Annotated in this window: 26 protein-coding genes and 2 tRNA genes; 21 read left to right on the top strand and 7 right to left on the bottom strand. The window is 60.8% G+C overall.

Annotated features, from left to right (window positions below; all coding sequences use genetic code 11):
* Window positions 1-5: 5 nt before the first annotated feature.
* The 12 genes from lepB (CQ012_RS01090) to CQ012_RS01145 all read left to right on the top strand — a co-directional run bounded on the left by lepB (CQ012_RS01090) (window position 6) and on the right by CQ012_RS01145 (window position 11,619).
* Window positions 6-653: a signal peptidase I gene (gene lepB / locus CQ012_RS01090; protein WP_105661211.1), complete on the top strand. Its 648-nt coding sequence runs from the start codon at window positions 6-8 to the stop codon at window positions 651-653.
* Between the two features lie 424 nt (window positions 654-1,077).
* On the top strand, window positions 1,078-3,240 hold the full coding sequence (locus tag CQ012_RS17365) for a trypsin-like serine protease (RefSeq protein ID WP_146112882.1): 2,163 nt from the start codon (window positions 1,078-1,080) through the stop codon (window positions 3,238-3,240).
* A 230-nt stretch (window positions 3,241-3,470) separates the two neighbouring features.
* Entirely contained in the window at window positions 3,471-4,001 is a 531-nt protein-coding gene (locus tag CQ012_RS01100) for a DUF3558 domain-containing protein (protein WP_146112883.1), read from the top strand.
* A gap of 164 nt (window positions 4,002-4,165) precedes the next feature.
* Complete coding sequence (gene lepB / locus CQ012_RS01105; protein WP_286134539.1) at window positions 4,166-4,870, top strand: signal peptidase I; 705 nt, start codon at window positions 4,166-4,168, stop codon at window positions 4,868-4,870.
* A gap of 11 nt (window positions 4,871-4,881) precedes the next feature.
* The gene (rnhB, locus tag CQ012_RS01110) at window positions 4,882-5,607 is read left to right on the top strand and encodes a ribonuclease HII (RefSeq protein ID WP_105661214.1); all 726 of its coding nucleotides are present in this window, start codon (window positions 4,882-4,884) and stop codon (window positions 5,605-5,607) included.
* Entirely contained in the window at window positions 5,607-5,927 is a 321-nt protein-coding gene (locus CQ012_RS01115) for a DUF2469 domain-containing protein (protein WP_105657739.1), read from the top strand. Before rnhB ends, CQ012_RS01115 begins: the two co-directional genes overlap by 1 nt.
* A gap of 161 nt (window positions 5,928-6,088) precedes the next feature.
* Window positions 6,089-6,451: a YraN family protein gene (locus CQ012_RS01120; protein WP_105661215.1), complete on the top strand. Its 363-nt coding sequence runs from the start codon at window positions 6,089-6,091 to the stop codon at window positions 6,449-6,451.
* Window positions 6,448-8,007, top strand: a complete 1,560-nt coding sequence (locus CQ012_RS01125; protein ID WP_105657741.1) for a YifB family Mg chelatase-like AAA ATPase — start codon at window positions 6,448-6,450, stop codon at window positions 8,005-8,007. The genes CQ012_RS01120 and CQ012_RS01125 overlap by 4 nt, the downstream gene beginning before the upstream one ends.
* 8 nt (window positions 8,008-8,015) lie before the next feature.
* Entirely contained in the window at window positions 8,016-9,260 is a 1,245-nt protein-coding gene (gene dprA, locus CQ012_RS01130) for a DNA-processing protein DprA (protein WP_286134221.1), read from the top strand.
* A 33-nt stretch (window positions 9,261-9,293) separates the two neighbouring features.
* On the top strand, window positions 9,294-10,289 hold the full coding sequence (locus CQ012_RS01135) for a tyrosine recombinase XerC (protein ID WP_105657856.1): 996 nt from the start codon (window positions 9,294-9,296) through the stop codon (window positions 10,287-10,289).
* Between the two features lie 141 nt (window positions 10,290-10,430).
* Window positions 10,431-10,934, top strand: a complete 504-nt coding sequence (locus CQ012_RS01140; protein ID WP_105657742.1) for a DUF3145 domain-containing protein — start codon at window positions 10,431-10,433, stop codon at window positions 10,932-10,934.
* Between the two features lie 298 nt (window positions 10,935-11,232).
* Entirely contained in the window at window positions 11,233-11,619 is a 387-nt protein-coding gene (locus tag CQ012_RS01145; protein WP_105657743.1) for a VOC family protein, read from the top strand.
* A 6-nt stretch (window positions 11,620-11,625) separates the two neighbouring features.
* On the opposite strand, the gene CQ012_RS01150 is transcribed toward CQ012_RS01145, so the two are convergent.
* From CQ012_RS01150 to CQ012_RS01170, 5 genes are all read right to left on the bottom strand, one after another.
* Window positions 11,626-12,201: a dihydrofolate reductase family protein gene (locus CQ012_RS01150; RefSeq protein ID WP_105657744.1), complete on the bottom strand. Its 576-nt coding sequence runs from the start codon at window positions 12,199-12,201 to the stop codon at window positions 11,626-11,628.
* Between the two features lie 193 nt (window positions 12,202-12,394).
* Entirely contained in the window at window positions 12,395-13,642 is a 1,248-nt protein-coding gene (fabF, locus tag CQ012_RS01155) for a beta-ketoacyl-ACP synthase II (protein WP_105657745.1), read from the bottom strand.
* 120 nt (window positions 13,643-13,762) lie between these two features.
* Complete coding sequence (locus CQ012_RS01160; protein WP_105657746.1) at window positions 13,763-14,008, bottom strand: acyl carrier protein; 246 nt, start codon at window positions 14,006-14,008, stop codon at window positions 13,763-13,765.
* A gap of 219 nt (window positions 14,009-14,227) precedes the next feature.
* A complete protein-coding gene (locus CQ012_RS01165) occupies window positions 14,228-15,151 on the bottom strand; it encodes an ACP S-malonyltransferase (RefSeq protein ID WP_105657747.1) in 924 nt (307 codons plus the stop codon).
* 176 nt (window positions 15,152-15,327) lie between these two features.
* Complete coding sequence (locus CQ012_RS01170; protein WP_105657748.1) at window positions 15,328-16,539, bottom strand: PucR family transcriptional regulator; 1,212 nt, start codon at window positions 16,537-16,539, stop codon at window positions 15,328-15,330.
* Window positions 16,540-16,601: 62 nt separating this feature from the next.
* Here CQ012_RS01170 and CQ012_RS17820 point away from each other — a divergent pair, with 62 nt between their 5' ends.
* Window positions 16,602-16,736: a hypothetical protein gene (locus CQ012_RS17820; RefSeq protein ID WP_286134540.1), complete on the top strand. Its 135-nt coding sequence runs from the start codon at window positions 16,602-16,604 to the stop codon at window positions 16,734-16,736.
* On the opposite strand, the gene aceE is transcribed toward CQ012_RS17820, so the two are convergent.
* The gene (gene aceE / locus CQ012_RS01175) at window positions 16,696-19,440 is read right to left on the bottom strand and encodes a pyruvate dehydrogenase (acetyl-transferring), homodimeric type (protein ID WP_105657749.1); all 2,745 of its coding nucleotides are present in this window, start codon (window positions 19,438-19,440) and stop codon (window positions 16,696-16,698) included. The genes CQ012_RS17820 and aceE overlap by 41 nt on opposite strands.
* 362 nt (window positions 19,441-19,802) lie before the next feature.
* Between aceE and CQ012_RS01180 the strand changes: the two genes are divergently transcribed.
* The 8 genes from CQ012_RS01180 (at window position 19,803) to CQ012_RS01215 (ending at window position 23,566) form a co-directional block, all read left to right on the top strand.
* Window positions 19,803-20,219, top strand: coding sequence for a DUF3052 domain-containing protein (locus tag CQ012_RS01180; RefSeq protein ID WP_105657750.1), 417 nt, complete (start codon window positions 19,803-19,805; stop codon window positions 20,217-20,219).
* A complete protein-coding gene (locus tag CQ012_RS01185; RefSeq protein WP_105657751.1) occupies window positions 20,219-20,671 on the top strand; it encodes a redoxin domain-containing protein in 453 nt (150 codons plus the stop codon). The genes CQ012_RS01180 and CQ012_RS01185 overlap by 1 nt, the downstream gene beginning before the upstream one ends.
* A gap of 115 nt (window positions 20,672-20,786) precedes the next feature.
* A tRNA-Val gene (locus CQ012_RS01190) sits at window positions 20,787-20,862 on the top strand.
* A gap of 662 nt (window positions 20,863-21,524) precedes the next feature.
* Window positions 21,525-21,600, top strand: a tRNA-Val gene (locus CQ012_RS01195).
* Window positions 21,601-21,712: 112 nt separating this feature from the next.
* Window positions 21,713-22,321 carry a class I SAM-dependent methyltransferase gene (locus CQ012_RS01200; RefSeq protein ID WP_105657752.1) on the top strand — a complete coding sequence of 203 codons (609 nt, stop codon included), beginning with the start codon at window positions 21,713-21,715 and terminating at the stop codon, window positions 22,319-22,321.
* A gap of 240 nt (window positions 22,322-22,561) precedes the next feature.
* Window positions 22,562-22,930, top strand: coding sequence for a hypothetical protein (locus tag CQ012_RS01205; RefSeq protein WP_146112884.1), 369 nt, complete (start codon window positions 22,562-22,564; stop codon window positions 22,928-22,930).
* Window positions 22,917-23,210 carry a transcriptional regulator gene (locus CQ012_RS01210; RefSeq protein WP_105657754.1) on the top strand — a complete coding sequence of 98 codons (294 nt, stop codon included), beginning with the start codon at window positions 22,917-22,919 and terminating at the stop codon, window positions 23,208-23,210. Before CQ012_RS01205 ends, CQ012_RS01210 begins: the two co-directional genes overlap by 14 nt.
* 161 nt (window positions 23,211-23,371) lie before the next feature.
* Complete coding sequence (locus CQ012_RS01215) at window positions 23,372-23,566, top strand: CsbD family protein (protein WP_105657755.1); 195 nt, start codon at window positions 23,372-23,374, stop codon at window positions 23,564-23,566.
* A gap of 86 nt (window positions 23,567-23,652) precedes the next feature.
* Here the strand turns inward: CQ012_RS01215 and CQ012_RS01220 are convergent, their stop codons facing one another.
* The gene (locus tag CQ012_RS01220) at window positions 23,653-24,879 is read right to left on the bottom strand and encodes a N5-glutamine methyltransferase family protein (RefSeq protein WP_105661217.1); all 1,227 of its coding nucleotides are present in this window, start codon (window positions 24,877-24,879) and stop codon (window positions 23,653-23,655) included.
* Between the last annotated feature and the right edge of the window lie 57 nt (window positions 24,880-24,936).

Consider the following 24,936-nt stretch of genomic DNA (forward strand, 5'->3'; position numbering starts at 1 on the left):
CTTCAATGAACCGGATTGCACGCACTGAGCGGGCAACAATGAAGCGCCGGGCCTTTTCATGGGTCTGGCGCTTCGCTGTACTCGCCATCACTCTTGGTCTGCTGGCCACCATCGTCATTCGCGCCACCCTGATCGACGTCTTCCATATCGAGTCCAACTCCATGGAATCCACGCTCAACCCTGGCCAGAGCATCGCCGTAGACCGCCGCGCTTACTCGGATGCCGAACCGCAACGCGGAGACATCATCGTCTTCGATGGCCGCGGCTCGTTCCTGCCCTACGCCAAGGCCAGCTTCGCTGATGATCTGCTGGGGGCGTTCAGCCTCACCGGCAGCAGCAATAAGTACGTCAAGCGCGTCATTGGCGTTGGGGGAGACACCGTGGAATGCTGCAGCGCTGATGGGCGACTGCTCGTCAACGGCGAGCCTGCAGACGAGCAGTACATCTTCGCCGGGGATGCTCCGAGCGACCAGAAATTTTCCGTAGAAGTGCCAGTTGGCCGCTTGTGGGTCATGGGCGATCACCGCTCCACTTCCAAGGATTCGCGGGCATTGCTGGGCGCAAGCGGCGGCGGAATGATCAGCGTCGAGCGCGTCACGGGCAAAGCGACCGAGGTGATTTGGCCGCTCGATCAGCATTCAGTAATCAGATGACACGCCGTAGCAACCGGCGATTTTGATAGCGCCAGATGGGTAGAACTACCCATCTGGCGCTATTTTTCTAGGTTAATGGAATTAATTCGGATGGATTTCCATCCCACCCGATTTGCTGTGCAATTGGTGTGTAAATTTCGCGACAACACTCAGGATTCACCAAGCTGACTAGGGATTAGAAAGAGAAGTCCAATCTTAAACCAATACTACTGGCACGTAAGTTGCAACCAAGCTAGATGAGGGTAGAGCTATTTGACTAGGTGAAACGGGTTCTGGAATTTATATTTTTGTTGGATTCGATGGTTGAAAAGCTGTGTCCGAACCAAGTATTGTTTCATTTTGGTAACAACACCTGTGCTTACGCGCGCGCCCTTAGGTAAGGGGACGCGCGGGCACTCGCACCATAAATCTGGGAGAAGCATTAATGCCACATCCAAAAAAGAAGACTGCGCAACGCGGCATCGTTGCAGCAGCCGCGACCGCCTTGGTGGTCGGCTCTAGCTTCATGCCTGCCGCAGCGGCGCCAACGGCCTCCGAATCGCCGTCTGCGTCCGCTACGGCAAGCGAGAAGCCTTTGGCCAGCGAAACCGCTCTGGACACCGAGGGGCTCGGCAAGGCTATTGAGAAGGACCTCAATAAGTCCGTTGAAGAGTACGTCAAGGACGGGGAGACCAGCGACGCTGCTTCCAAGGTCCGCGACGAACTGAATGCTAAAGGCATTGACGCCACTGCCTCGGTGAAGGACGGCAAAGCCGAGATCACCGTAAGCAAGAAGGACGCTGCCAAGGCCAAGGAAATCGTCAAGGCCAGTGCAGCTCCGGCTCCTATCGTGGTGACCGAAGTCGACTCGCAGGTCAAGACCGTAGACAAGGTCTACACCGAGCTCTTGGCCAACATCGAGCCGAAGGAACTGAAGCGCATCACCGCTATCCTTCAGACCAACGATGGCTTGAAGATCTATGCAAAGGGCTTCGACGAGAAGGAAGCTGCGGACGACCTGAAGTCCAAGTCCGCTGGCTCCCTGCCTGAGAAGCTGACCGTTGAGCAGTTCGTCAGCGAAGCTACGCACGTTGACGGTGTAGAAAGCTCGGGTGTTGCCAAGACCACCGCCGCAGAGGATATTTACGGCGCCTTGGGTTACGCAATGGACAAGTCCGGCGCACCTACTAGTAAGTCGACCGTCTGCTCGCTCGGATTCACCGCGTGGACCGCAGAGGGCGAAGATGCCATCATCTCGGCTGGGCACTGCTCGGAAGATGGCGCCACCAGGATTTTGGGCCTTGCCGAACAGTCGGTTCCAGGCCAATCGCCAATTCTGGGTGCCGAGCTGGGTACTTTTGGATTCAACCAGTTCGGTGGTCCGGGTAATTCGGGCCTATCCGCCGAAGAGCTGGACTCCATGACCGAGGAAGAGTTCAATAACCTGGAACCAGGCACGGACATCTCGGTGATCGATAACATCAATCCTGCGCTGAACTTGCACGCTGCTGTGTCCGAATGGGCTGACGGCAAGGAACCTCGCGACGAAGTTATCAACGTGACTGGCACGACCAAGGCTCTCGTCGGGTCGGAAGCTTGCTCTTCGGGTCGTACGACCGGTTGGAGCTGCTCCCCGATTATCGGTGAAGGCGTCTTCTTCGTTGGTGGCTCGGATAAGACCTACCGTTCAGTTGCTGGCTATGTCGCTGAAAATCCTGGCCAGAGCGTGCTTGACCAGGGTGACTCCGGTGGCCCAATGCTCGTAGGCAGCAAGGCGGCAGGCATCAACTCGGCCAACGCCGCAGGTGAAGACCTGAAGGAAAACACCGCTGATGACATCGCCATGTACACCTCGCTCGATGATGTCTTCGACAAGGGCTACATTGATGGCTACACGCTGAAATTCCATATCAATACCCCTGCCATCACGGTGGAAAACGGTACTGAAGTTGAACCTGGTGAAGCAATCACCGGTACCCTTGCCAATGCTCCGGCTGGCACCATCATCCGTGTGGTCGTTGACGGCAAGCTCTACAAGAAGGTGGAGCTGGACGCTGAAGGAAACTTCTCATTCCCTGCCCCGGAAGAAGCAGGAAAGTTTGCGTTCAGCGTTGTGGCCAAGAACGGCTTCAACACCTCTGAGCGGGTCAACGCCGACGTCGTGATCGTTGCTGCGCCGACTCCGACGCCGACTCCAACCGAGCAACCGACTGAGGAGCCTACCGAGGAACCGACTGAGGAGCCTACCGAGGAACCGACTGAGGAGCCTACCGAGGAACCGACTGAGGAGCCTACTGAGGAACCTACTGAGGAACCAACTACGGAGCCTTCCGAGAGCACCTCGCCATCGCCTTCCGAAGAAGAAAGCGACAAGCCATCGGAGAGCACCTCTCCTTCCGCTTCGGAGGACGATAAGTCGGAAGCTCCGAAGGACCAGAAGGACGACGAGCCAAGCAAGTCTGCAACTCCAAAGGAAACTCCTAAGAAGGACGATCCTTTGGCGGATACCGGTTCGAACAGCGTTCCGCTGATCGCCGCCGGTGGCGCAATGGCCCTGGCCGGTGCGGCATTCCTGCTGTTCCGCCGCAACGCACGTCGCCACGGCTAAGGGATTCTGTTCCGGCGGGACTGGGTCCTGCTGAAAATGCCCCGCTACTTGAGAACAAGTAGCGGGGCATTTTTACTTGGCACACATGTAGTTCCTTGGTTGCTCTACGATTTCGGCACTAGTCTCAAAGCTAAGATCGTTGCGGCAACGTGAATATCACCGAGGTGTAAATTATGAATTTCAACGCTAGAGCTTCACGCACGCCAATCATGCTGGCCTCTACTGCCGCCATGGCTGCCCTATTGCTAACCGGCTGTGGTCAGGGAACCGATCCAGGTGCGCAGGCTAGGGCCAGCGCCACGGCATCGGAACCCTCGCAGCAAACAGAAAAATCGAGCGGGAACACCGTGGACCAAGACGCATTGCTCCAGACCAATGACCAGCTCTCCGAAGCCTTGGGCGATGAATACGTCCAGGGTTGGATCAAGGACGGGCAGCTGAATGTTTCGACGACCAGCGAAGAGCAGCTATCCGTTATTGAAGAAGCCGGGGCTATCGGGCACCTAGTCCAATTCAGCAGCGAGGAGCTTCGTTCGGCGATTTCCGAAATCATGAAGTGGCAGGGCAAGCAGGACAACCCCGTGCGCACTGCCATCCATGCATACACGCTGAATCCTGAAACGGGCGGCATCACCCTGTCGGTGGATAAGAGCCAGCTGGACGAAGTCCAAAAGCTGATTGAAGCTGAGAAGCCCATCGGCGAAATCCCCGTGGACTACAAGCAGAGCGGTGGCATCATGTCGCCTGCTGCCACCCAGTAGCCCGCAGCCCGCTTGAACGGACGCACCAATGGCCAGGCCCGGCGACGGACCTGGCCATTGGTGCGTTTCTGGGCAACTGGCCGTGGCTATGCAATGATCCGTTGCGCCTGGCAAGACACGTAAGATGGGGATTACACGCGACAATGGAAGGTACTAATCGAATCGTGAGCGCAGCATCAGCAGAGACTCCTCCAAGCAGGGGACCCCTATACAAAATATGGCGCTTCGTCCGCGAGATTGTCATCATCATCGCGATCGCGCTGTTGCTCTCGTTCGTGATCAAGACCTTCTTCTTCCGTGCCTACTACATCCCGTCAGGCTCCATGGAGCATACCCTCGAGGTCAACGACAGGATTTTCGCCAACCTCATGGTTCCCGGGCCGTTCGAGCTGGAACGTGGCGACGTCGTCGTCTTCCGCGATGACCAGGAATGGCTGCCACCGCTGACCGAGTACCCCACCGCGTTCCAGAATGCGCTCTCCTTTGTCGGAGTGCTGCCAGCGGCTGATGAGCAGTACCTGGTCAAGCGCATCATCGGCATGCCCGGTGACACCGTGGAATGCTGCACCGCGGAAGGTGCCATCACGATCAACGGCGAGCCCATAGACGAGCCGTACATCTTTGACGGCGACAGCCCGTCAGACATGGAATTCAAGGCGACCGTCCCAGAGGGAAAAATCTGGGTGATGGGTGATCACCGAGGCGCCAGCGCGGATTCCCGCTTCCACGCCGATCGCCAGGGTGGCTTCGTCGACCTCGAATCCGTCCAGGGCCGCGCTTCGGTGATCTCTTGGCCAACCTCGCGCTGGGGCATCGTCGACTCGCACGAAGAAGTCTTTGCCAACGTCCCGCACGCAGTGGCGAAGTAGGGGCACCGCCCATGGCCGTTTTGAAGAGCAAGGCAACCACGCTAGAACATGAGCGCGCCTTGGCAGCCAAGCATGGGTTCCGCTATATCGCAGCGGTCGATGAGGTGGGACGCGGCGCCTTGGCTGGTCCGATTACCGTCGGCATGACGGTGATAGATATTGAGCAGGTCACGGAGTTCCCAGCGCTGCGCGACTCCAAGCTGCTGAGCCCGGAAACCCGTACGGAACTGGTCGATCCAGTTCGCCAGTGGGCCGTGGGCTACGGCGTCGGGCATGCCTCTGCGGCTGAAATCGATGAGCTGGGAGTTACTGGCGCCCTGCGCCTGGCCGGATCGCGGGCCATGGAGCTGTGCGCGGTACAGCCCGAGGCGGCGCTTCTGGATGGCAGCTACGACTGGCTGACCGCACCGGAACCGGATCTCTTCGACATCCTGGCCGATGACCGCGAACCCGTGGGCCTGCACATCCCGGTGACGACCATCATCAAAGGCGACATGACCTGCCAGGCGATCGCCGGAGCTTCCATCCTGGCCAAGGTCGAACGCGATGGAATCATGGTTGATCTGGCCACCGAGCATCCGGCCTTCGGCTGGGAGATCAACAAGGGGTATGCCACCGCTGCGCATCGTGCCGCGATCGTTGCGCAGGGTCCCTGCGACTACCACCGCAAGAGCTGGAACTTGACTTCGGGTGCTGATCAGGCCCAAGGTGAAGCCACGACAAAGAAAGCAAAGTGATGGCTGCCGACGACCTGGAAAACTACGAGTCCGACATGGAACTGCAGCTATACCGCGAGTACAAGACCGTGGTGGGGCTGTTCAATTACGTGGTCGAGACCGAGCGCCGCTTCTACCTGGCCAACCAAGTGGACGTGAAGACCCTGTCCAACGCCGGGGAAGTGTACTTCGAGTTGAACCTCACCGACGCGTGGGTCTGGGACATCTACCGCCAAGGGCGCTTCGTGAAGTCCGTCAAGGTGCTGACCTTCAAGGACGTCAACGTCGAAGAACTGAACCCTGACGAGTTCCAGATCCCGAAGGATGGGCTGGGCTCCTAACAAGAGGCACTGCGGCATTCGATCGCTGGCTCTGTTCCTGGAACAGAGCCGGCGATCTCGCTTAAAGCGAATTGTCCACATTCCGCGGCGGGCGCCGCCGCTGTGGACCATAATTCTCCGACGATGTTTCCATTACGGATCGCAGACATCGAGGAGCAAACATGCAGACCGCGAAGCAACGCCTAGGGACCGATGGCGAACAAGCTGCCGCCGCATTTCTCACCGGGCAGCACTACGAAATTCTCGATCGCAATTGGAGATGCCCAGCAGGGGAGCTGGACCTGGTAGCAAGAGCCGGCAACGGTCAGATCACCGCCATCGAAGTCAAAACGAGGTCCTCGCAACGCTATGGATCAGGCTTCGAGGCGATCAGCGCGGAAAAATTCCGCCGGCTCAACAGGCTGCTGATTTCCTGGGCCCAATGCCATCGCATGTTTCTCGCCGAACTTCGCGTGGACATCGTCGAGGTCTATCTGACAACAACAGGGTTCGAATGCCGGCTGCATGAGAACGTGCGCTCATGAGCACCGCGCGCACCAGCGCAGTGGCCCTGCACGGGGTCAGCGCCTCACTGGTGGAAGTCGAGGCCGACCTCGGCAACGGCATCCCAGGATTCGTCCTGCTGGGCTTGCCCGATGCATCTTTGAGCGAGGCCCGTGAACGAATCAAAGCCGCGGCAAGGAATTCAGGGATTCCTCTGGCAAACCGGAAACTGACGGTCAATCTTTCGCCAGCCACCCTGCCCAAGTATGGATCAGCTTTCGATCTGGCCATCGTCATCGCCGCCTTGGCCGCTGATCAACAGCTGTTCGCGTCACCGAGCACGCTGTACATGGCGGAACTCGGCTTGGATGGCACCTTGCGGCCAGTACCCGGGGTGCTGCCAGCGGTGCAGCTAGCCAAGGTCCATGGTCTTGACCGGGTGATCGTGGCCGAGTCTAACGGGGCAGAAGCGAGGCTGGTGCATGGAATCGAGGTCATGGCGCTACGCCATCTGGGACAGGTTCTCACCTGCTGCGGAGCCCCAGCCGAACAGGTCACCACTTACCTGCGCCACCGGCAGCCGCAGGCGCCTACCGAATCTGCCGGCCCTGCCGCAGGAACTGCTGCCTCGGGCGATGCGGACCTGGGCCTGGTCAACGGGCAGCAGGAAGCACGGCTCGCCTTGGAACTGGCCGCGGCCGGCGGGCACCACCTGATCATGGTCGGACCGGCCGGCGCCGGCAAAACCATGCTGGCCAAGTGCCTGCCATCGATTCTGCCGCCACTTGATGACGTACAAGCCCTTGAAGCCACCGCGGTGCATTCCATTACTCGGGGCGGATCCGGGGAATTGGACCAGCTGCAACGCACCCCGCCTTTTGTGGCACCGCACCACACCGCGTCCCGCTCAGCCCTGATTGGCGGCGGAACCGCACAACTCATTCCCGGGGCCATTACCCGCGCGCACCAGGGCATTCTATTCCTCGATGAAGCAGCGCAATTCCAAACCGGAGTACTTGATGCGCTTCGCCAACCGATCGAGGAAGGCTATATCAACCTCGCGCGGACACGCGGCCACCAGCGGTTGCCGGCCCGTTTCCAACTCATCATGGCCTCCAATCCGTGTCCCTGCGGAAAAAACTTCGGCACCGGTACCGGGTGCACCTGTACGCCCATGGCCCGCCGGCGCTATTTCGCCCGGCTTTCAGGACCCATCCTCGACCGTGTGGATCTGCAAGTCAGAGTCAATCCGGTAGCGCAGGCACAGCTTCTTAGCGGAGTACCAAATGAATCCAGTGCACAGGTGCGTGAACGCGTCTTGGCCACCCGGGCACGCAGCAAGGAGCGGCTGGGAAAGTTCTCTATTGCTTGCAACGCGCAAATACCAACTCAGATCCTCAGGAATGAACTGGAATACTCGGCCAAGACCCGGGCGGCGCTTGAACAACTCGCCACACGACGCGGGCTCTCTGCGCGTGCCATCCACCGCCTCCTGCGGGTCGCGTGGACGGTTGCAGACCAGCAAGGGCATGCAGCACCGACCGAGGATGATCTGGCCATCGCCGCTCACCTTCGCCAGAACTTGGAAAATAGCTAGGTAAGGCCATGACTTTCAACGATGTGAACACTGCCGGAAAAGCTTCGGCTCCAACCAGCCAGGAGCGCCGGGTCTACGCCCATCTGAACCAACTTATCGAGCCCAACGACTATGTGGCCACGGCCTTGCTGGAATTGATGAGCCCACAGGAACTGCTGCGCCTGATCCAGCGGGAGGATTTCTATCCGGCCGCGCTCAAAGCGCCGGTCGACGGAATCCTCGGATTCCACCCGCCCGGGGATGGCGCACAAGACTTGAGGGTAGCCTTGGCCCGATGGAGAAAGCGCCTGTCGCTGAGCAACCCGGCGGGAGCCTTGGATGCCGCTGCGCACGCGGGTGGCGGATTGCTGATCCCGGACGATGCTTCGTGGCCGCGACAGCTAGCCGACCTGGAACTGGGACGTCCCCTGTGCCTGTGGTGGCGTTCAGCGAACCCGCAATTGCTCGACGGCCAAGAGCTGGCGCGCAGCGTGTCCATCGTCGGCTCCCGCGATGCCAGTGACTACGGTGATCAAGTCACCTTCGATCTTGGCCGGACCCTGGCCTTGAACGGGTACACCATTGTCTCGGGTGGCGCTTACGGCATTGACGCCAGCGCGCACCGGGCCGCTCTGAGCGTGGACGATTGGCAGCATCCGAACCCGCCAACGATCACGGTTATGGCTGGCGGCATCGATCGGCTCTACCCTTCGGGCAACAGCAACCTGCTCAACCAGATTGTTGCTCGCGGCGTGCTGATCTCAGAGGTGCCTCCCGGAACCACATCAGCACGCTTCCGCTTCCTGAACCGCAACCGGCTGATCGCGGCATTGAGCAGGCTGGTTATCGTCAGCGAAGCGCGCCACCGCTCAGGAGCGCTGAACACCGCCAGCCATGCAGTCGAGTTGGGACGCGATGTAGCGGCCGTTCCCGGAAGCGTTTTCGCGCCCAACTCCGCAGGGTGCCACCGATTGATTGCAGAAGGCAGTGCGGCCTTGCTCGCCAGCCCGCAAGATGCGCTGGGCCTGGTTGGCCACCACTGCCAAGCAGAGCCGCGGAGTGCCAAAGTTCAGCAACGCCCGACGGACATCCTGGGTAGGGACGAAGCAATGGTGTACGACATCATGTCCTTCACCAAAGGACTGCTGGTCGATGAGATCTCTGCCCGCAGCGGGGTGCCGCTGATCCAGACGCTACGCGCCATCAATCGATTGGAGACACTGCAAATGGCTGCCACCGATGGCCTGGCATGGAAGTTGGTGCGCCAAAACTGACCGGTGACGCAGCTGAGGGTATCCTCAATAGTGATGAAGCAAGAATCAACGACGCACGCCAGCAATGCGACGTCAGCAAAATTCGCTGAGCCGGTGGCAGACTACCTGGAGTACCTGCAACGCGAACGCGGCCGCAGCACTAATACCCTGCGAGCCTACGAAGTGGATTTGCGGAACCTCGGCCAGTTCTTGCTCCACCATGCGCAGGATCCGAGCCTCAAGCAGATTTCAGTTGATACGCTCCGCGATTGGTTGGCACAGCTTCATGAATCGCAGATTTCCCGCACCACCTTGGCCCGCAGGATCTCTGCGGTGAAGAGCTTCTTCGCGTGGGCGCTGAAGCATCAGCTGATCGACGCGGACCCTGCCCTGCGGCTGGCCGCGCCCAGGAAGGAACGGCGTCTTCCGCATGTTTTGCAGCCAAGCCAGATCGACCGCTTGCTCTCCGAAACAGCCCAGCCGCCTGCTGGAAAAGAAGTCAGCGAGAGCAAGCCGGAACCTGCCCCCGATGCCAAGAGCCAGGCCGTAGCGGCACGCGATAAAGTCATCGCCGAGTTGCTGTACGCATCCGGCCTGCGTATCAGCGAGCTCGTGGCCTTGGACGTTGACGACATCGACTTCGAACGACGCACCGTCAGGGTTCTCGGCAAGGGCAACAAGGAACGGGTTGTTCCGTTTGGCAAGCCCGCCGAACGCGTGATCATCGGGTGGATTCGGTCGCATCGCAAGGTCCTGGCCCGCCAGGAAGCTCAAGGCGCTTTGCTCGTAGGGGTGCGCGGTGCGCGCTTGAATGTACGCCAGGCACGAGAGGTCATTTCCAAGGCCTTGCAATCGCTGGGGGATACCGCTGCCAGCGGCCCGCACGCGTTAAGGCACACCGTAGCCACGCATCTGCTGGATGGCGGCGCAGATTTGCGTGCTGTCCAGGAATTCCTCGGGCATGCTTCGCTGGCAACGACCCAGCTATATACTCACGTTTCGGTTGACCGATTGAGGCAAAGCTACCGCCAAGCCCATCCCCGAGCCTGACTATTTGGTACCAATCTGCAAAAATAGCCTTTCTGGGTGGCGAAAGGCCTCTTCATCGGGCAAAATGGAAGTATCGGCGGCGATGGCACCGGAACGATGTTGACGTAGGGGAAGACGATCAACACCGCAACGGAGGATGGCATGTCTGCACCGATGTCCAGAGGCGTGATTTATATTCATTCCGCCCCTGCAGCGCTATGCCCACATCTGGAATGGGCAATCGGGTCCGTGCTCGGTACTCCAGTAAAAATGGAGTGGACCGAACAGCACGTCGCACCCGGATTTTGTCGCGCCGAAATCGAGTGGGTAGGTACGCAAGGTACCGGCGCTTTGCTGACCAGTGAGATGCATGGTTGGCAGCACCTTCGTTTCGAAATCACCGAAGACCCAAGCCCGGGTGCCGACGGCAGCCGTTGGTCCGTGACCCCTGATCTTGGCATCTTCCACGCCACCGTTGATTGCGCTGGCAACGTCATGGTCAGCGAAGAACGCATCCGGTGGGCCTATGAAAAGGGCGACGGCAATCCCTCGGTCTTCTACCAGGAGATGTCCATCGCTCTCGGCGAGCCCTGGGATGAAGAACTTGAACCCTTCCGTCACGCAGGCGAAGACGCGCCTGTTCGATGGCTCAACCAGGTGGTTTAGCAACTGGTTATCTAGTCCCTGAGTGACTTATCAACAGACACTCAGATACAACCCCGATGGTGCGGGGTTGTTACCCAAAAGAAGTGGGATCCCATGCCGGGGATCCCACTTCTTGCTTTAAAAACTGCGGTTGTGGAGAAGTGCCGAAGCGCAGTGCTATGCTCGATGGCGATGAAGACCAGTCAGGCCGCATGCGGCCACTCCCGGAACGGCAAACTGGTCGTTCCCTGATCCGCGGCCCTCCCGTGCCAGATGCATTCCACCAAAGAACAGCACATCTGAACCACGAAAGGGAGACATGACCGCACAGTTCAACCACACCATCATCGCTTCACTCGACCCGCAACGCATGGCAAAGTTCTATCTTGAGTTGCTCGAAGCCCGCGCGGAATCAAGCTGGGGACCATTTACCAACATCAGCCTGGCCCACGGGGTGCTGCTTCAATTCGCTGCACCACCGATGGACTTCCCAGCGCAGCACTATGCCTACCTGCTCGATGACGAGCATTTCGACCGCGCCTACGCGACTATCCGCGAGGGGAAAATGGAGCATTGGGCCGATCCCCAACGGCAGCTGCCAGGGCAGATTAATCATGAACACGGCGGCCGGGGAGTCTATCTGCTTGATCCTTCCGGGCACTACCTGGAATTGATCACCCGGCCTTACCTGCCCGCAGCCAGCTAGGACCAGCTAGCGCTGAACCTTGAACACGTTCTTCTGGATGCCGTTGGAGTAGACCTGCGAATCAATAAGGGCCAGCTTCTGCGCGTCCAGGCTCGCGTCGCTGAAAAGGCGCTTGCCTGCACCAAGCAAAACCGGGAAGACCAGCAGGTTGTACTGGTCGATGAGCTGATGTTCTTGCAGCGAGTGGACCATCGTTGCCGATCCATGGATACTGATCGGGCCGCCGTCGCCGGCTCGAAGCCGCGCCACATCGGCGACCGAGCGCAAGATCGCAGTCTCGCCCCAGTTCCCGGCCAAGTCCTTCTCCCGCAAGGTAGTGGAGAGCACGTACTTGGGCATCGCGTTGTACTGCGGGAACTGCTCGGTCATCGAGGGCCACACCGCGCAGAAGGCCTCGTAGCTGTGCCGGCCCAAGAGCATGGCGCTGGCTTCTTCTTGCTCGGCGCCCTTCAGTTCGTAGGCGGCGGGGTCGAACTCGACCGAGTTCATCGTCCAGCCTGAATTGCGGTAGCCGGGTTCGCCGCCCGGGGCTTGGACGACACCGTCCAAGGAGACGAAGGAAGTGGCGATCAGGGTGCGCATGGGAAGGGATCCTTTGCTCGTGGCATGTACCGTCAGTTGCCTCCGACATGAGGCGGTACTTGAGCTTAACGAACATGTCAGGACCGAAGCAATGGCTCTGAGCCAATTCTTTCGGGGTTAAAGACCACTGGGCTGGTTGAAGATTGCTCTTCAACCAGCCCAGTGGCGCGCTCGCCTGCAGCTGCCGGAACGGCTAGACGCTGCGGATGGCGACCACGGCGTTATGGCCGCCGAAGCCGAAGGAGTTATTCAGCGCAACGATGGAGCCCTCTGCAGGCAGCTGCGCAGGCTGGCCGGTGACGACCTTCAACGGGATCTCTGGATCCTGGTTGTCCAGGTTAATGGTCACCGGGGCCTTGCGGTTGTAGATGGCCAGTGCGCACAGCACGGACTCCACGGCACCGGAAGCGCCCAGCAGGTGGCCCATCTGTGACTTGGTCGCGGATACCCACACGTTCTCGAGGTGATCGCCCAGGGCGTTCTTCAGCGCAGCGTATTCCGGCTTGTCGCCAACTGGGGTGGAGGTTGCGTGGGCGTTCACATGGACCACGTCCTCTGGCTGGATGCGGCCATCGAACATGGCAGCCTTCAGCGCACGGGTTGCACCCATGCCTTCTGGATCCGGTGCGGTGATGTGATGCGCATCGGAGGTGACCGAGGAACCTGCCAGCTCGGCGTAGATGCGGGCGCCGCGGGCGATTGCATGCTCTTCGGCTTCCAGTACCAGCGCTCCAGCGCCCTCGCCCATGACAAAGCCATCACGGTCGGTGTCGTAGGGACGCGAAGCCTTGGTCGGATCATCGTTGCGGCGGGAGAGTGCATGCATGGACGCGAAGGCGGCCATCGGCATGGGGTGGATCGCGGCTTCTGCGCCACCGACCATGACCACATCGGCCTTGCCCGAACGGATCAGTTCCAGACCAACGTGCATCGCTTCGGTACCCGAAGCGCAAGCCGAAACCGGGGTATGCGCGCCACCGGCGGCACCCAGGTCCAGCGACACGGCAGCTGCTGGGCCGTTAGGCATCAGCATTGGCACGGTCATGGGCAGGACGCGGCGTGGGCCCTTTTCACGCAGGGTGTCCCAGGCGTTGAGCAGGGTCCAGACGCCGCCGATGCCGGTAGCGAAGGCAACGGCCAGCTTGTTCTGGTCCATCTCTTCCTTGACCAGGCCTGAGTCGGCCCAGGCTTCACGGGCCGCAACCACAGCGAACTGGGTCGATGGGTCCATGCGCTTGGTCTCCGGGCGGGAGAGTACCTCGGTCGGCTGCACAGCAGCGCGGGCGGCGAAGGTGACCGGCAGGTCGTATTCCTTAACCCAGTCATCTTCCAGGGTTACGGCGCCGGAGACGCCCTTGAGGGCGTTTGCCCATAGGGTGGGGACATCCCCGCCGATTGGGGTGGTGGCTCCGAGACCGGTGATCACTACTTTGCGCGCCATCATCAAACTCTCTACTGTGCGAATAAGAACTGTGCTTGGAAATTCAGGGGGCCGGCTTGACGTACCGGCCGGTGTGCGCGGCTTGCCCGCACAACGGTGTGGCGAAAAACGCCGGGAAGCTTAAGCCTGTGCCGCAGCGATGAAGTTGACGGCGTCGCCGACGGTCTTCAGGTTCTTGACCTCTTCGTCAGGGATCTTGACCTCGAACTTTTCCTCAGCCTCAACGACGATGGTCATCATCGAGATCGAGTCGATGTCCAGGTCCTCGGTGAAGGACTTGTCCATCTGCACGTCTGCTTCGTCCAGGCCGGTCTCGGAGTTGACGATTTCGGCGAGGCCCGCCAGGATTTCTTCGTTGCTAGCCATGGATGGCTCCTTTTCTTCTTAGCCGGAGGACTCCGGTCATTTTTGTGGCTGGGCGCAGATCCTGTTTCCAGGAACCGGTTCCAGCCGGCTTAATGAAACTTTGGTGGCGCATCAAGAATGCGCGGCACGTTTCGTCGGTTTAAAGCTTAGGCCAGAGACGCGCTCGGCGGACGCAACATGACGTTCCCGGCGTGCACAATCTGTGAACGGCGCAAAAGCCTAGTTGGCGGTGTGCTCGGCGATGAACGCCTTGGCAGCTTCCAGATCCGCTGGACTCTTCACCGCCAGGGTCTTCACGCCCTTGAGCCCGCGGCGGGCCAATCCCACCAGGGTTCCGGCCGGTGCCAGTTCCAGCACACCGGTCACGCCAGCTTCGGCCAGCGTCTGCATGCACAGGTCCCAGCGGACCGGACGCGATACCTGGGCGACCAGCGAATCGAGGTTCGCCTGGCCATCGGCTACGGCCTTGCCGTCGAAGTTCGAGAGCAGGGTTTCCGCTGGTTCCTTCGGGGTGATGGTTCCGGCCAGTTCCTCCAGGATGCCAACTGCGGGCTGCATGTGCGCGGTATGGAATGCGCCGGCAACCTTCAGGGGGATCACGCGAGCCTTGGCCGGCGGGTTCTCGCCCAGGGCCGCGAGCTGCTCCATGGTTCCTGCGGCCACAATCTGGCCGCCGCCATTGGCGTTGGCCGGGGTCAGGCCCAGTTCGTCGAGCTTGGCCAGGACCTCATCCGGGTCGCCGCCGAGCACTGCTGCCATGCCGGTCGGAGTCGCCGCAGCGGCTTCGGCCATGGCGTTGGCGCGGACCTTCACGAAATTCATGGCGTCAGCTTCGTCCAGCGCGCCGGCCAGGGCCGACGCGGTGATCTCGCCAACCGAGTGGCCGGCCACAACGGCGCCTGCCGGCAGCGAGCTGCCAAAGAGCGCACGGGCGGTGACCAGGCCGGCAGCGACGATCAGCGGCTGGGCGACGGCGGTGTCCTTGATGGTCTCTTCATCGGAGGTGGTGCCGTGGGCGGTGAGGTCGCGCTCGGTGATCGAGCTGAGCGCCTGCAAATGCTCGGCCACGCCATCGACGTCGAGCCATTCGGTGAGGAAACCTGGGGTCTGGGAGCCCTGTCCGGGGCAAACGATTGCTAACACTCTTACAGCTTTCCAAATGTTGGGAGCTTTTGGCGCTTCATTTGAGTACCAAGCTCGTGGTGACTGTTTGTAGGATCTCTACAAAAGCCTAACGTATCCAGAAGCTGAATTCCGCTGTAATGCGCGATCAACTCGGAATTATCGGTGTTGGGACCTCGACGCTCTTTGGCTGAAGCCTACAAGTTCGATTCGTGAAGCCGTCCGAAAAGCAGCGCGGTTTGCAGGACGAAGGCATCCCGGGGAACCAGTGGATCCCAACCGGTGACTTCGCTGACCCGCTTGAGCCGGTAGCGCACCGTGTTTGCATGGACAAACAGTTCCCGGGCGGTGCCTTCGAGCGAGTGGCCGAGCGCCAAGTAGCTGGAGAGCGTTTCAGCCAGGCCATTGGAGGCCTGCTGCAGCGGAATGTAGACCTGGTCCACCAGCGCCGTGCGGGCCAATTCATCGCCGTTGCAGGCGCGTTCTGGCCACAGGTCATCGGCACCGACCGGATTCGGCGCTTGCGGCCAGGCCTTGGCAGCGCTGAATCCCGCCACGGCTGCCACCGCGGCGTGGTGCATTTCCTTCACCGTCGGAGCCATGGGGGAGTAGACCAGCGGGCCGGGCCCGAAGAACCGGGTCAGCCGGCTCAGATCCGCTTCTTCGAATTTGGTGTCCGAAAGCATCAGCACCGAGCGGTCGCCGAGCACGCCCACCAGCGAATCGCGCGAGTAGCGGATGGCAATACGGCGCAGGGCCGAGACGAAGGTGGCCGGGTTGGACGAAGGGGTGGTGCCCACCAGGATGCGGATATTCTTCTGCGACTTCCAGCCAATGGCCGCAATGCGCGAGGAGAGCGAGTCGTGGGCCTCGCCGTGCAGCACCGCGTCGACCACGTGGGCCTCCAAGCGCGAGTCCCAGGCGCCGCGGGTTTCGGCGGCGCGGGCATAGACATCGGCGGCGGCAAAAGCGACCTCGCGCGAATAGCGCAGCACCGCTTCGCGCAGGGCTGCCTGCTCATGCTCGGCGGCGATGTCGGGCACCTGGGATTCGACCACTTCCACGATGGTGCGCAACAGGCCCAAGGCCTTCTGCAGGGAGATGGATCGGGTCAGCTCCGTGGGAGCGGCGCCGAAGACGTCGGTCACCACCCAGGACGGGGTGGAGGAGGGATCCTCGTACCAGGTAACGAAGGTGGAGATGCCCTTCTGGGCGATCAGTCCCAAGGCGGCGCGCTCATTGGGCGCCAGCGATCGGTACCAGGGCAGTTGCTGGTCCAGGTACTTCAGCGCGGTGGTGGACAGGACGCCAATATGGCTTTTGAGTCGCTTGAGCGTTTCACTGCTGGGTGCCTGGGATCGGCTGGGACGGTTCTTCGGAGCTGCGGCGGCATCCATTTCAGGACTCATGGGTTCCAGCTTAGTTTCTTTTCTTCCCCCGCGCCCGGCACAGCAGGTAAAGGTGAGATTAAATGAGCCAGCTGCCCGGCAACGAGGAAAACCTCGTCATCGGGCAGCTGCTCAATGCGGCGCCGGAGCAAGCTCCGGGCACCTGGACCCTGGGGCCTAGGCGTCGCCGCCAGCGTTGCCGGACTGGCCGGCGTTAGCGTTATTCAGGTCGTACTTGGCGTGCGCCTTCACTGCGGTGTCCGCAGGGATTTCGCCGCGCTCAACCAGCGACTGCAAGGTCTGCACGACCAGCGAGTGCGCATCGATCTTGAAGAAGCGGCGGGCCGCGGCACGGGTGTCCGAGAAGCCGAAGCCGTCCGCGCCCAGGGTGTGGAATTCACCTGGCACGTACGGGCGCAGCTGCTCGGGCACGGCGCGCATGTAGTCGGTGGTCGCGATGACTGGGCCCGGGGTGGACTCCAGCTTCGAGGTCACGTACGGGGTGCGCCGCGGCTTCGATGGATCCACGAGCACGTCGGCGTCGGCGCGCTGGCCGTCGCGGGCCAGTTCGTTCCACGAGGTGACCGACCAGACATCAGCCGAAACGCCCCACTCCTCGGCCAGGATGGCCTGGGCTTCCAGCGCCCATGGCACGGCCACGCCCGAGGCCAGCAGCTGTGCGCGCGGGCCGTCGGTGGTAGCTTCCTTGAGCAGGTGGATGCCCTTGATGATGCCTTCGATGTCAACGTTCTCCGGCTCAGCTGGCTGGCTGATCGGCTCGTTGTACACGGTCAGGTAGTACATCACGTTCGGATCGGCGTGGGTTCCGCCGTACATGCGTTCCAGGCCGGAGCGCATGATGTGGCCGATTTCGTAGCCGTAGGCCGGATCGTAGGTGATCACAGCAGGGTTGGTCGAGGCCAGGATTGGCGAGTGGCCATCTGCGTGCTGCAGGCCTTCACCGGTCAGGGTGGTGCGGCCGGCGGTAGCGCCGATGATGAAGCCACGGGTCATCTGGTCCCCGGCTGCCCAGAACTGGTCGCCGGTGCGCTGGAAGCCGAACATCGAGTAGAACACGTAGATCGGGATCAGCGGTTCATCGTGGGTCGAGTAGCTGGTGCCGGCAGCGGTGAAGGCTGCGACGGCGCCGGCCTCGTTGATGCCCGGGTGGATCAGCTGGCCCTGAGGGGATTCCTTGTAGGCCAGGACCAGATCGCGGTCCACGGACAGGTAGTTCTGGCCGCCCGGGTTGTAGATCTTCGCAGTCGGGAAGAACGAGTCCATGCCGAAGGTACGGGACTCATCTGGCACGATCGGCACGATGCGGTGGCCGAATTCCTTGTCGCGCATCAGGTCCTTGAGCAGGCGCACGAAGGCCATGGTGGTGGCCGCCTGCTGCTTGCCCGAACCGCGCTTGGCGATCGCGTAGGTCTTCTCGCCTGGCAGGGCCAGCTTCTTCGAAGCTTCCTGGCGGCGGGTAGGCACCGAACCGCCCAGGGCCTCGCGGCGCTCCATCATGTACTTGTACTCAGCCGAATCCTCGGTTGGGCGGTAGTACGGAGGAGTGTAGAGGTCCGCTTCGAGCTGCTCGTCGGTGATGGGGATGCGCAGGTGATCACGGAACTTCTTCAAGTCCTCCATGGTCAGCTTCTTCATCTGGTGGGTCGCGTTGCGAGCCTCGAAGTGCGAACCCAGGCCGTAGCCCTTGACGGTCTTGGCCAAGATGACGGTCGGCTTGCCCTTGAACTCCGCAGCAGCCTTGTAGGCGGCGTAGACCTTGTGGTAATCGTGGCCGCCACGCTTCAGGTTCCAGATCTCGTCGTCGCTCATGTCGGCAACCAATTCCTTGGTTTCCGGACGCTGGCCGAAGAAGTGCTCGCGAACGAATGCGCCGGACTCGGCCTTGTAGGTCTGGTAGTCGCCATCCGGGGTCTGGTTCATGATGTCAACCAGCGCGTTGGTCTTGTCTGCTTCGAGCAGGGCATCCCACTCACGGCCCCAAGCAACCTTGATGACATTCCAGCCGGCACCGCGGAAGAAGGCTTCCAGTTCCTGCATGATCTTGCCATTGCCGCGAACCGGGCCGTCAAGGCGCTGCAGGTTGCAGTTGATGACGAAGTTCAGATTGTCCAGCTTTTCGTTGGCGGCCAGCTGCAGGAAGCCGCGCGACTCCGGCTCGTCCATTTCGCCGTCGCCCAGGAAGGCCCAGACCTGCTGGTCCGAGGTGTCCTTGATGCCGCGGTTCTGCAGGTAGCGGTTCAGCTGCGCCTGGTAGATGGCGTTAGCTGGGCCGATGCCCATCGAGACGGTTGGGAATTCCCAGAAGTCAGGCAGGGAACGCGGGTGAGGGTAGGAAGGAAGCGCGTGGCCTTCCTTCGACTTTTCCTGGCGGAACCCGTCCATGTCCTCTTCGGACAGGCGGCCTTCGAGGAATGCGCGGGCGTACATGCCTGGCGAGGCGTGGCCCTGGAAGAAGACCTGGTCGCCGCCGCCTGGGTGGTTCTTGCCGCGGAAGAAGTGGTTGAAACCTACTTCATACAGGGTCGCTGCACCGGCATAGGTGGAGATGTGCCCGCCAACGCCGATATGAGGGTTCTGGGCGCGGTGCACCATGATGGCGGCATTCCAGCGCATGAAGGCGCGGTAGCGGCGCTCGATGGCCTCGTCGCCCGGGAATTCTGGTTCCTGGTCCACAGGAATGGTGTTCACGTAGTCGGTGGTGGTCACGTGCGGCACGCCCACGGACTTGGCACCTGCACGCTGCAGCAGCGAGCGGATAATGAACTGGGCACGCTCGGTGCCCTGGGTCTCTACGAGGGAGTCAAACGAGTCCATCCATTCCTGAGTTTCCTCAGGATCCCGATCGGACAGCTGGTAAGTCAACCCGCTACGGATCTGGGAGATGTGTTCCTCTACAGCCACGGAAGCTCCTTGATTGAATTGCGGCTCCGACGCTGTGCAGTTTTGCGCTGCGGTGCATCGGTATTGGGACAACGGGTGCAGTAGCACTGGAATGATGTGCACTGCCGGTTCATATGCAACTCTAGTGTTAAACGATCCAGTTTTGTGGCGCGTTTTCCAGCAAAAACCGGTTTAAATCAGATATTTGAAGTGACTTGCGCAACTAGGTACTGGAGCTAACTTCCCGATGGCCATGTCAATATGATGCGGGTCACTGGAATGTGGGTTATATTTGTTCGGCGTGTTATCGCTGTAGCGCTTGAACGGAGCGGCAAAACCGTGTTTCGTTGGTAGTAACGCTTTGCACCAGCAGGAGGAATGAAGTGAGCGACGCCGTATCGGCAAACTTGGAGCCCGCCAAAAAATTGGGCTTCGCTAATGAAGACCTTATTCAGGAACTGGGTTACGACGATGACGTGGACTACGATCTGCGCGAATCGATCGAGGACCTGATTGGTTCAGAGCTGCTCACCGAAGAGGACCATGACGTTGTCGACGCAGTCATTTTCTGGTGGCGCGACGGCGATGGAGATCTAGTTGACGCATTGATGGACGCGCTGAACTGCTTGGACGAGAGTGGCATCGTTTGGCTGCTTACTCCTAAGCAGGGCCGCGAGGGACATGTATCCCCAGCACTTATCCAGCAGGAGGCGCCAACCGCTGGCCTGCATGTAACTACTAGTGAAGGCGTTTCGGAGGATTGGTCCGCAATCCGCCTCGCCCCGCGTAAGAAGAACTAATGATTCAAACAGGTTCACGCCTGTTCGACTTCTCGCTGGAAAATCAGTACGGCGAAACGATAACCAGTACCGGGCTGTCTAGCGGCCGGGTGCTGGTTGTCTTTTATCCCTGGGCATTTTCGCGGGTATGCGGGTCGGAACTGGCAACACTCCAAGAGCACTACGAATTCTTCACGCAGCACCAGGTGCGCATCGTGGCCATTTCGGTGGACCATAAATTCACCCTGCGCAACTATGCGCAGTCGCTTGGCTTGGACTTCGAGCTGCTGGCCGATTTTTGGCCTCATGGGGCGGTGGCGCAACAGGCCGACGCCTTTGACCCTGAGCGTGGGGTCGCGGCCAGATTGACGCTGTACCTGGTTGACGGTGAAGTGCGCGATATTTTCCGCAGCGAGATGACGCAGTCAAGAAGCATTGATGATTACAAGGCGGCAGTGGAACGCGCCGTTTAGCGTGCCGATATGGGCTGTGCTCCAGTTCACGAAAAAAGTCGGCTCACCGATTTGCCCGGACGCAGAAACCTGTGTAGAGTTATTCCTCGTTGGCTTGCAAAAGCGAACATGGTAAGGGCCTTTAGCTCAGCTGGTAGAGCGTCACGTTTACACCGTGAATGTCATCGGTTCGATCCCGGTAGGGCCCACCAAATAAGAATCCTCGATCCATTCGGATCGGGGATTTTTTGTCTCCTTGAGGCGATTTTTCCACTCGGGCAAGTCCTGCGGTGCCCATAGTGCCGCCTTCATGGAATATTTGATCCTCGATGACGCTGGACTCCTGGCATTGTCGTCCGAAGCCAGCGTGGCTGAGCCGGTGGCCCTTGCGCGGCACCGGAGGGTGCTTCGAATCTGCGAACCCGGTACAGCGATCTGGCATCGCTGTTTTCCAATGCCCCGTGGAGGGTGGCGGCGTCGTCTTCGATCACCGCTTCTTGGTACGTGCTATCGCTCATCGAGCTGCTTCGCTTCCACCTGCGGGGCAAGTCCGCAGATCCAGGCGCCTCGTGTTCTTCCGCGCTGGACTGAGCTCGCGCCTCGGTGGCGCTGGTCCCAGTGGTGCAGCGGGGAATAAGCAGGTGTGGGGGCGATGCTGGCGATTGCGGATTACCCGTGCATGCGAACAGCCTCGAACTTGCCGGCAACGCCACTGGAGAGTAGGTTCCAAGATCAGGCGATGTGGTGACGCTCGGCACTCTTTTATGAAAACCTCCATTTCAATTTGCCAAGTCAGTTCGGGATGCATTAGATTATTACTTGTTGCAGCGAAGGACTGAAGGAAAGAAACTTCCCGATTTCACACACTGCAGGAGGGCCTTTAGCTCAGCTGGTAGAGCGTCACGTTTACACCGTGAATGTCATCGGTTCGATCCCGGTAGGGCCCACCAAAACGAAGACCGCTTCAATCACTCTGGAAAGAGCGATTGAAGCGGTCTTCTTCGTATTCCCGGCCGGCGCCAGCCAATCGCCGAATGCCAGCGAAAGTGCGAAACTGGATGCATGACTGCACCAGAAGAAAACCTTTGGCTCGCCACCGTTCGCAAGAACCCGGACCACTCGCAGAATTTTGCCCAGCGCTGGCGCACGCTTGCCGCCGAAGGCCAGGATATTTTCGGGGAAGCTCGCGCCGTTGACGCGATGGTTGCCCGGGGCAGCAGAATTCTGGATGCCGGATGCGGGACCGGGCGGATCGGCGGCTGGCTTTCCGAGCAAGGGCACCAAGTGGTTGGCGTGGACCTCGACCCGCATTTAATCGATGTTGCCCGGGCAGATTACCCCAAAGCCCAATGGCAGGTCGGCAATCTGGCTGACTTCACCATCGCTGACGCAGCGGGGGAGAACCAGGAATTCGACCTGATAGTTTCTGCCGGCAATGTCGTCACCTTCCTCTCCGAGTCCGAACGCCGCCCGGCGCTGCAGCAACTGCGCGGGCATCTGGCGGCAGACGGGCGCATGATCATCGGCTTCGGCTCGGGACGCGGCTACGGGTTCGATGACTTCGAGGCCGACGCTTTGGAGGCGGGGCTGGCACTGCAGCAACGCTATTCGACCTGGAACTTCCATTTGCCTGCCGCCGATTTCCTGGTGGCCGTGCTCGGGCGCAAATAGCGCCAAGCGCAAACCGAGCGCTGCAGGAAAAATCCACTTCGCTTCCATGCGACGTGCAATCGCTCTTGAAGGGCCCTGGCCTGCGGCTTCTGCCGTGGTCAGGAAACCGCGGGGTGCGAGTCTGCGCGGCTGCTGCCGCCAGCAGTTGGCATCGGCACCGCAGTTGCCTCATTCCTCATTGTGATCGTGATTTCCGCCGTGCATTCGGCCAAGCGCGGGTCTGGGACCAAAGGGCCGCCGATGGCGCAAGGGGCGATCTACGGCAACACCTTCAGCCTGGGCGTGATCATCACCGCCCTGCTCGGGTGGCGGCTGCATGTCGAGGGGCTGAGCTCAATGGGCATGGCGACTTTTGCCCTCACCGGCCTGTGCCTGGTGATCGGCGTGCTCGTGGTTGCCGGCTCGGTGCTCTTCAACGACCGGGCCCAGCTGGTCTTCGGGTCCTGGATCCTGGCTATTGCCCTGCTCTCACTGGCCTCGCCGGCACCGCTGAACCTCTTGGCCGGTGCCGTTGGCGGGCTGGGATTCATCGTGCTGGGCCTGCTGCACGGCAGCAAGCCGGAACTGGTCTCAGGAGCGTTGATCCGGGGTGGGCATGCAGGAGCTTGACCCGCTGATCCACGCCCAGGCACGGCTGAGGACCGTCACGGTCCTGGACACCTTGCGGGCCGGGGACAGCATCTCGTTTCCCAAGCTGCAGGGCCTGCTGTCGATGACCTCGGGTAATCTGGCAACGCATTTGCGCAAGCTGGAAGACGGTGACTACGTGAAGGTGGACAAGATCCTGGAGGGGCGCAGCCCAGTGACCTACATTGCCTTGACCCGCGCTGGGCGAACCGCCTTCGAAGAGTACAAGGAACAGCTTCGCGCACTGCTGGATGCGGTGTGATCGCCGGACGAACGTGCAAGGATACACGCAATTGCGCAGCCGGGGAGGAACCGGGAAAATCTGCCAGCTAATGCAGAGGCCCGGGACAGGTGAATCATCTGCGCGGCCCATTAGGCTGGAGAAGGTACGCTGTCGAATCAACTGCAGAAGGAGATTTTCCAATGGGCCTAGGCGATAAGATCCAGAATAAGGCGCAAGAAGTTTCGGGCAAGGCCAAGAAATCCGTAGGCGATGCGACCGGCAATGAACGCCTGCAGGCTGAAGGCGTTAAGGACCAAGCCGCTGCGAAAGCCAAACAGGCCGGCGAGTCAGTCAAGGATGCGGCCAAGGACGTACGCGACGGCCTGGACAAGTAGCAACAGGCACGCAGGAGCTTAAACGGCAAAGGTGCCCGCGAATTCCGCGGGCACCTTTGCCGTTTCTGCATGGAACGCACTCGGGGCTACTTGGCCTTGAGCCTCCACAATGAAGTGACTTCCTTCGAACGGGCCGCATGCAGCACGTCCTGGGCATCCTGTGCGCGGTGGTGCCTTGGCGCGGTGTCGATCTTGTCGATGACTTCAAGGCCTGCCGCCTCGATGGCCTCCAGCAGCAGCGCGCGGGTACGCAAGCCCAGCAGCTCGGCGAGATCCGAGATGATCAGCCATCCTTCGCCGTTCTCGGTCAGGTGACCGGGCAATCCGCGCAGGAACTGCATCAGCATCTTGCTCTCGGGATCGTAGATGGCCGCATCCAGGGTGCTCGGCGCGCTGCCCGGAAGCCACGGGGGATTGCACACGACCAGCGGGGACCGGCCCTCGGGGAACATGCTGGTCATTTGCGCACGGGCGGTACCGGAAATACCCAAGCGCGCGAAGTTGTCATTGGCGCAGTCCACCGCGCGCTGGTGGATGTCGGTGCCGATGACCTGTTTGACTCCGCGGCGGGCCAGCACTGCCGAGAGCACTCCGGTTCCGGTGCCGATGTCGAAAGCCAGCGAGCGATCCTCCAGCGGGGCCACCGCCACCAGATCCACATATTCCTGGCGGGTGGGCATGAACGTCCCGTAGGCCGGGTGGATTTTCGCTCCCAGTGCCGGAACGTCCACACCCTTCAGGAACCACTGGTGGGCACTGAGCATGCCAGCTAGTTCCTGCAGGCTGGCCACAGCCCGGTGACCTGCCAGGCCTGCGGCCTGCTCGTAGCCGGATGCCACCGCCGGACCGACGATCGGCGCTCGGGGCAAGTCCAGGACGGCCAGGCCGTCCTCGGCGTGGAAATCCAAGGGAACCAGGATCAGCGACAACATCCGCGAACGCTGGGCCCGGGCCTGCCGGATGGCGTAGAACTTCTGCGCATCATCCAGGACCTTCTTCTTGGCCTTCGCGCTGCTGGCCTTGGCCGCGTTGGCGGCCGCCATGCGCCGGTCCATGGCGGCAAGCAGCTGCTTGGCGTTGTGGAAGTCGCCGGTCCACAGCATGGCCGTGCCGCGGGCCGCGTGGCGCATGGCCGCATCCGCGCTCAAGCGGTCATCGGCCACCACGATGTGTGCTGGTGCCCGGCGGGAATTGGCGGACAGCCAGATGGCCGTGGTGCTGGTTCCTTCGTGGTCCCAGGAAACGGTCACAGGGGCGGTGGCGGAATGGGAAGCGATGGGATGGCCCTGTCGATCAGCGTTGCTCAAGCGCATGGCAACCGCGCATGAGCTGTTCTGTTGCGAGGGGCTGGACTTCCAATTCTACCGGTC

This window comes from Arthrobacter sp. MYb214, assembly GCF_002979865.1.
Classification (GTDB): domain Bacteria; phylum Actinomycetota; class Actinomycetes; order Actinomycetales; family Micrococcaceae; genus Glutamicibacter.

Coding starts and splice junctions, on each gene's coding strand:
- lepB (WP_105661211.1), top strand. CDS start 6: ATGAACCGGATTGCACGCACTGAGCGGGCAACAATGAAGCGCCGGGCC.
- CQ012_RS17365 (WP_146112882.1), top strand. CDS start 1,078: ATGCCACATCCAAAAAAGAAGACTGCGCAACGCGGCATCGTTGCAGCA.
- CQ012_RS01100 (WP_146112883.1), top strand. CDS start 3,471: ATGGCTGCCCTATTGCTAACCGGCTGTGGTCAGGGAACCGATCCAGGT.
- rnhB (WP_105661214.1), top strand. CDS start 4,882: ATGGCCGTTTTGAAGAGCAAGGCAACCACGCTAGAACATGAGCGCGCC.
- CQ012_RS01115 (WP_105657739.1), top strand. CDS start 5,607: ATGGCTGCCGACGACCTGGAAAACTACGAGTCCGACATGGAACTGCAG.
- CQ012_RS01120 (WP_105661215.1), top strand. CDS start 6,089: ATGCAGACCGCGAAGCAACGCCTAGGGACCGATGGCGAACAAGCTGCC.
- CQ012_RS01125 (WP_105657741.1), top strand. CDS start 6,448: ATGAGCACCGCGCGCACCAGCGCAGTGGCCCTGCACGGGGTCAGCGCC.
- dprA (WP_286134221.1), top strand. CDS start 8,016: ATGACTTTCAACGATGTGAACACTGCCGGAAAAGCTTCGGCTCCAACC.
- CQ012_RS01135 (WP_105657856.1), top strand. CDS start 9,294: ATGAAGCAAGAATCAACGACGCACGCCAGCAATGCGACGTCAGCAAAA.
- CQ012_RS01140 (WP_105657742.1), top strand. CDS start 10,431: ATGTCTGCACCGATGTCCAGAGGCGTGATTTATATTCATTCCGCCCCT.
- CQ012_RS01145 (WP_105657743.1), top strand. CDS start 11,233: ATGACCGCACAGTTCAACCACACCATCATCGCTTCACTCGACCCGCAA.
- CQ012_RS01150 (WP_105657744.1), bottom strand. CDS start 12,201: ATGCGCACCCTGATCGCCACTTCCTTCGTCTCCTTGGACGGTGTCGTC.
- fabF (WP_105657745.1), bottom strand. CDS start 13,642: ATGGCGCGCAAAGTAGTGATCACCGGTCTCGGAGCCACCACCCCAATC.
- CQ012_RS01160 (WP_105657746.1), bottom strand. CDS start 14,008: ATGGCTAGCAACGAAGAAATCCTGGCGGGCCTCGCCGAAATCGTCAAC.
- CQ012_RS01170 (WP_105657748.1), bottom strand. CDS start 16,539: ATGAGTCCTGAAATGGATGCCGCCGCAGCTCCGAAGAACCGTCCCAGC.
- CQ012_RS17820 (WP_286134540.1), top strand. CDS start 16,602: ATGAGCCAGCTGCCCGGCAACGAGGAAAACCTCGTCATCGGGCAGCTG.
- CQ012_RS01185 (WP_105657751.1), top strand. CDS start 20,219: ATGATTCAAACAGGTTCACGCCTGTTCGACTTCTCGCTGGAAAATCAG.
- CQ012_RS01200 (WP_105657752.1), top strand. CDS start 21,713: ATGACTGCACCAGAAGAAAACCTTTGGCTCGCCACCGTTCGCAAGAAC.
- CQ012_RS01205 (WP_146112884.1), top strand. CDS start 22,562: ATGGCGCAAGGGGCGATCTACGGCAACACCTTCAGCCTGGGCGTGATC.
- CQ012_RS01210 (WP_105657754.1), top strand. CDS start 22,917: ATGCAGGAGCTTGACCCGCTGATCCACGCCCAGGCACGGCTGAGGACC.
- CQ012_RS01215 (WP_105657755.1), top strand. CDS start 23,372: ATGGGCCTAGGCGATAAGATCCAGAATAAGGCGCAAGAAGTTTCGGGC.
- CQ012_RS01220 (WP_105661217.1), bottom strand. CDS start 24,879: ATGCGCTTGAGCAACGCTGATCGACAGGGCCATCCCATCGCTTCCCAT.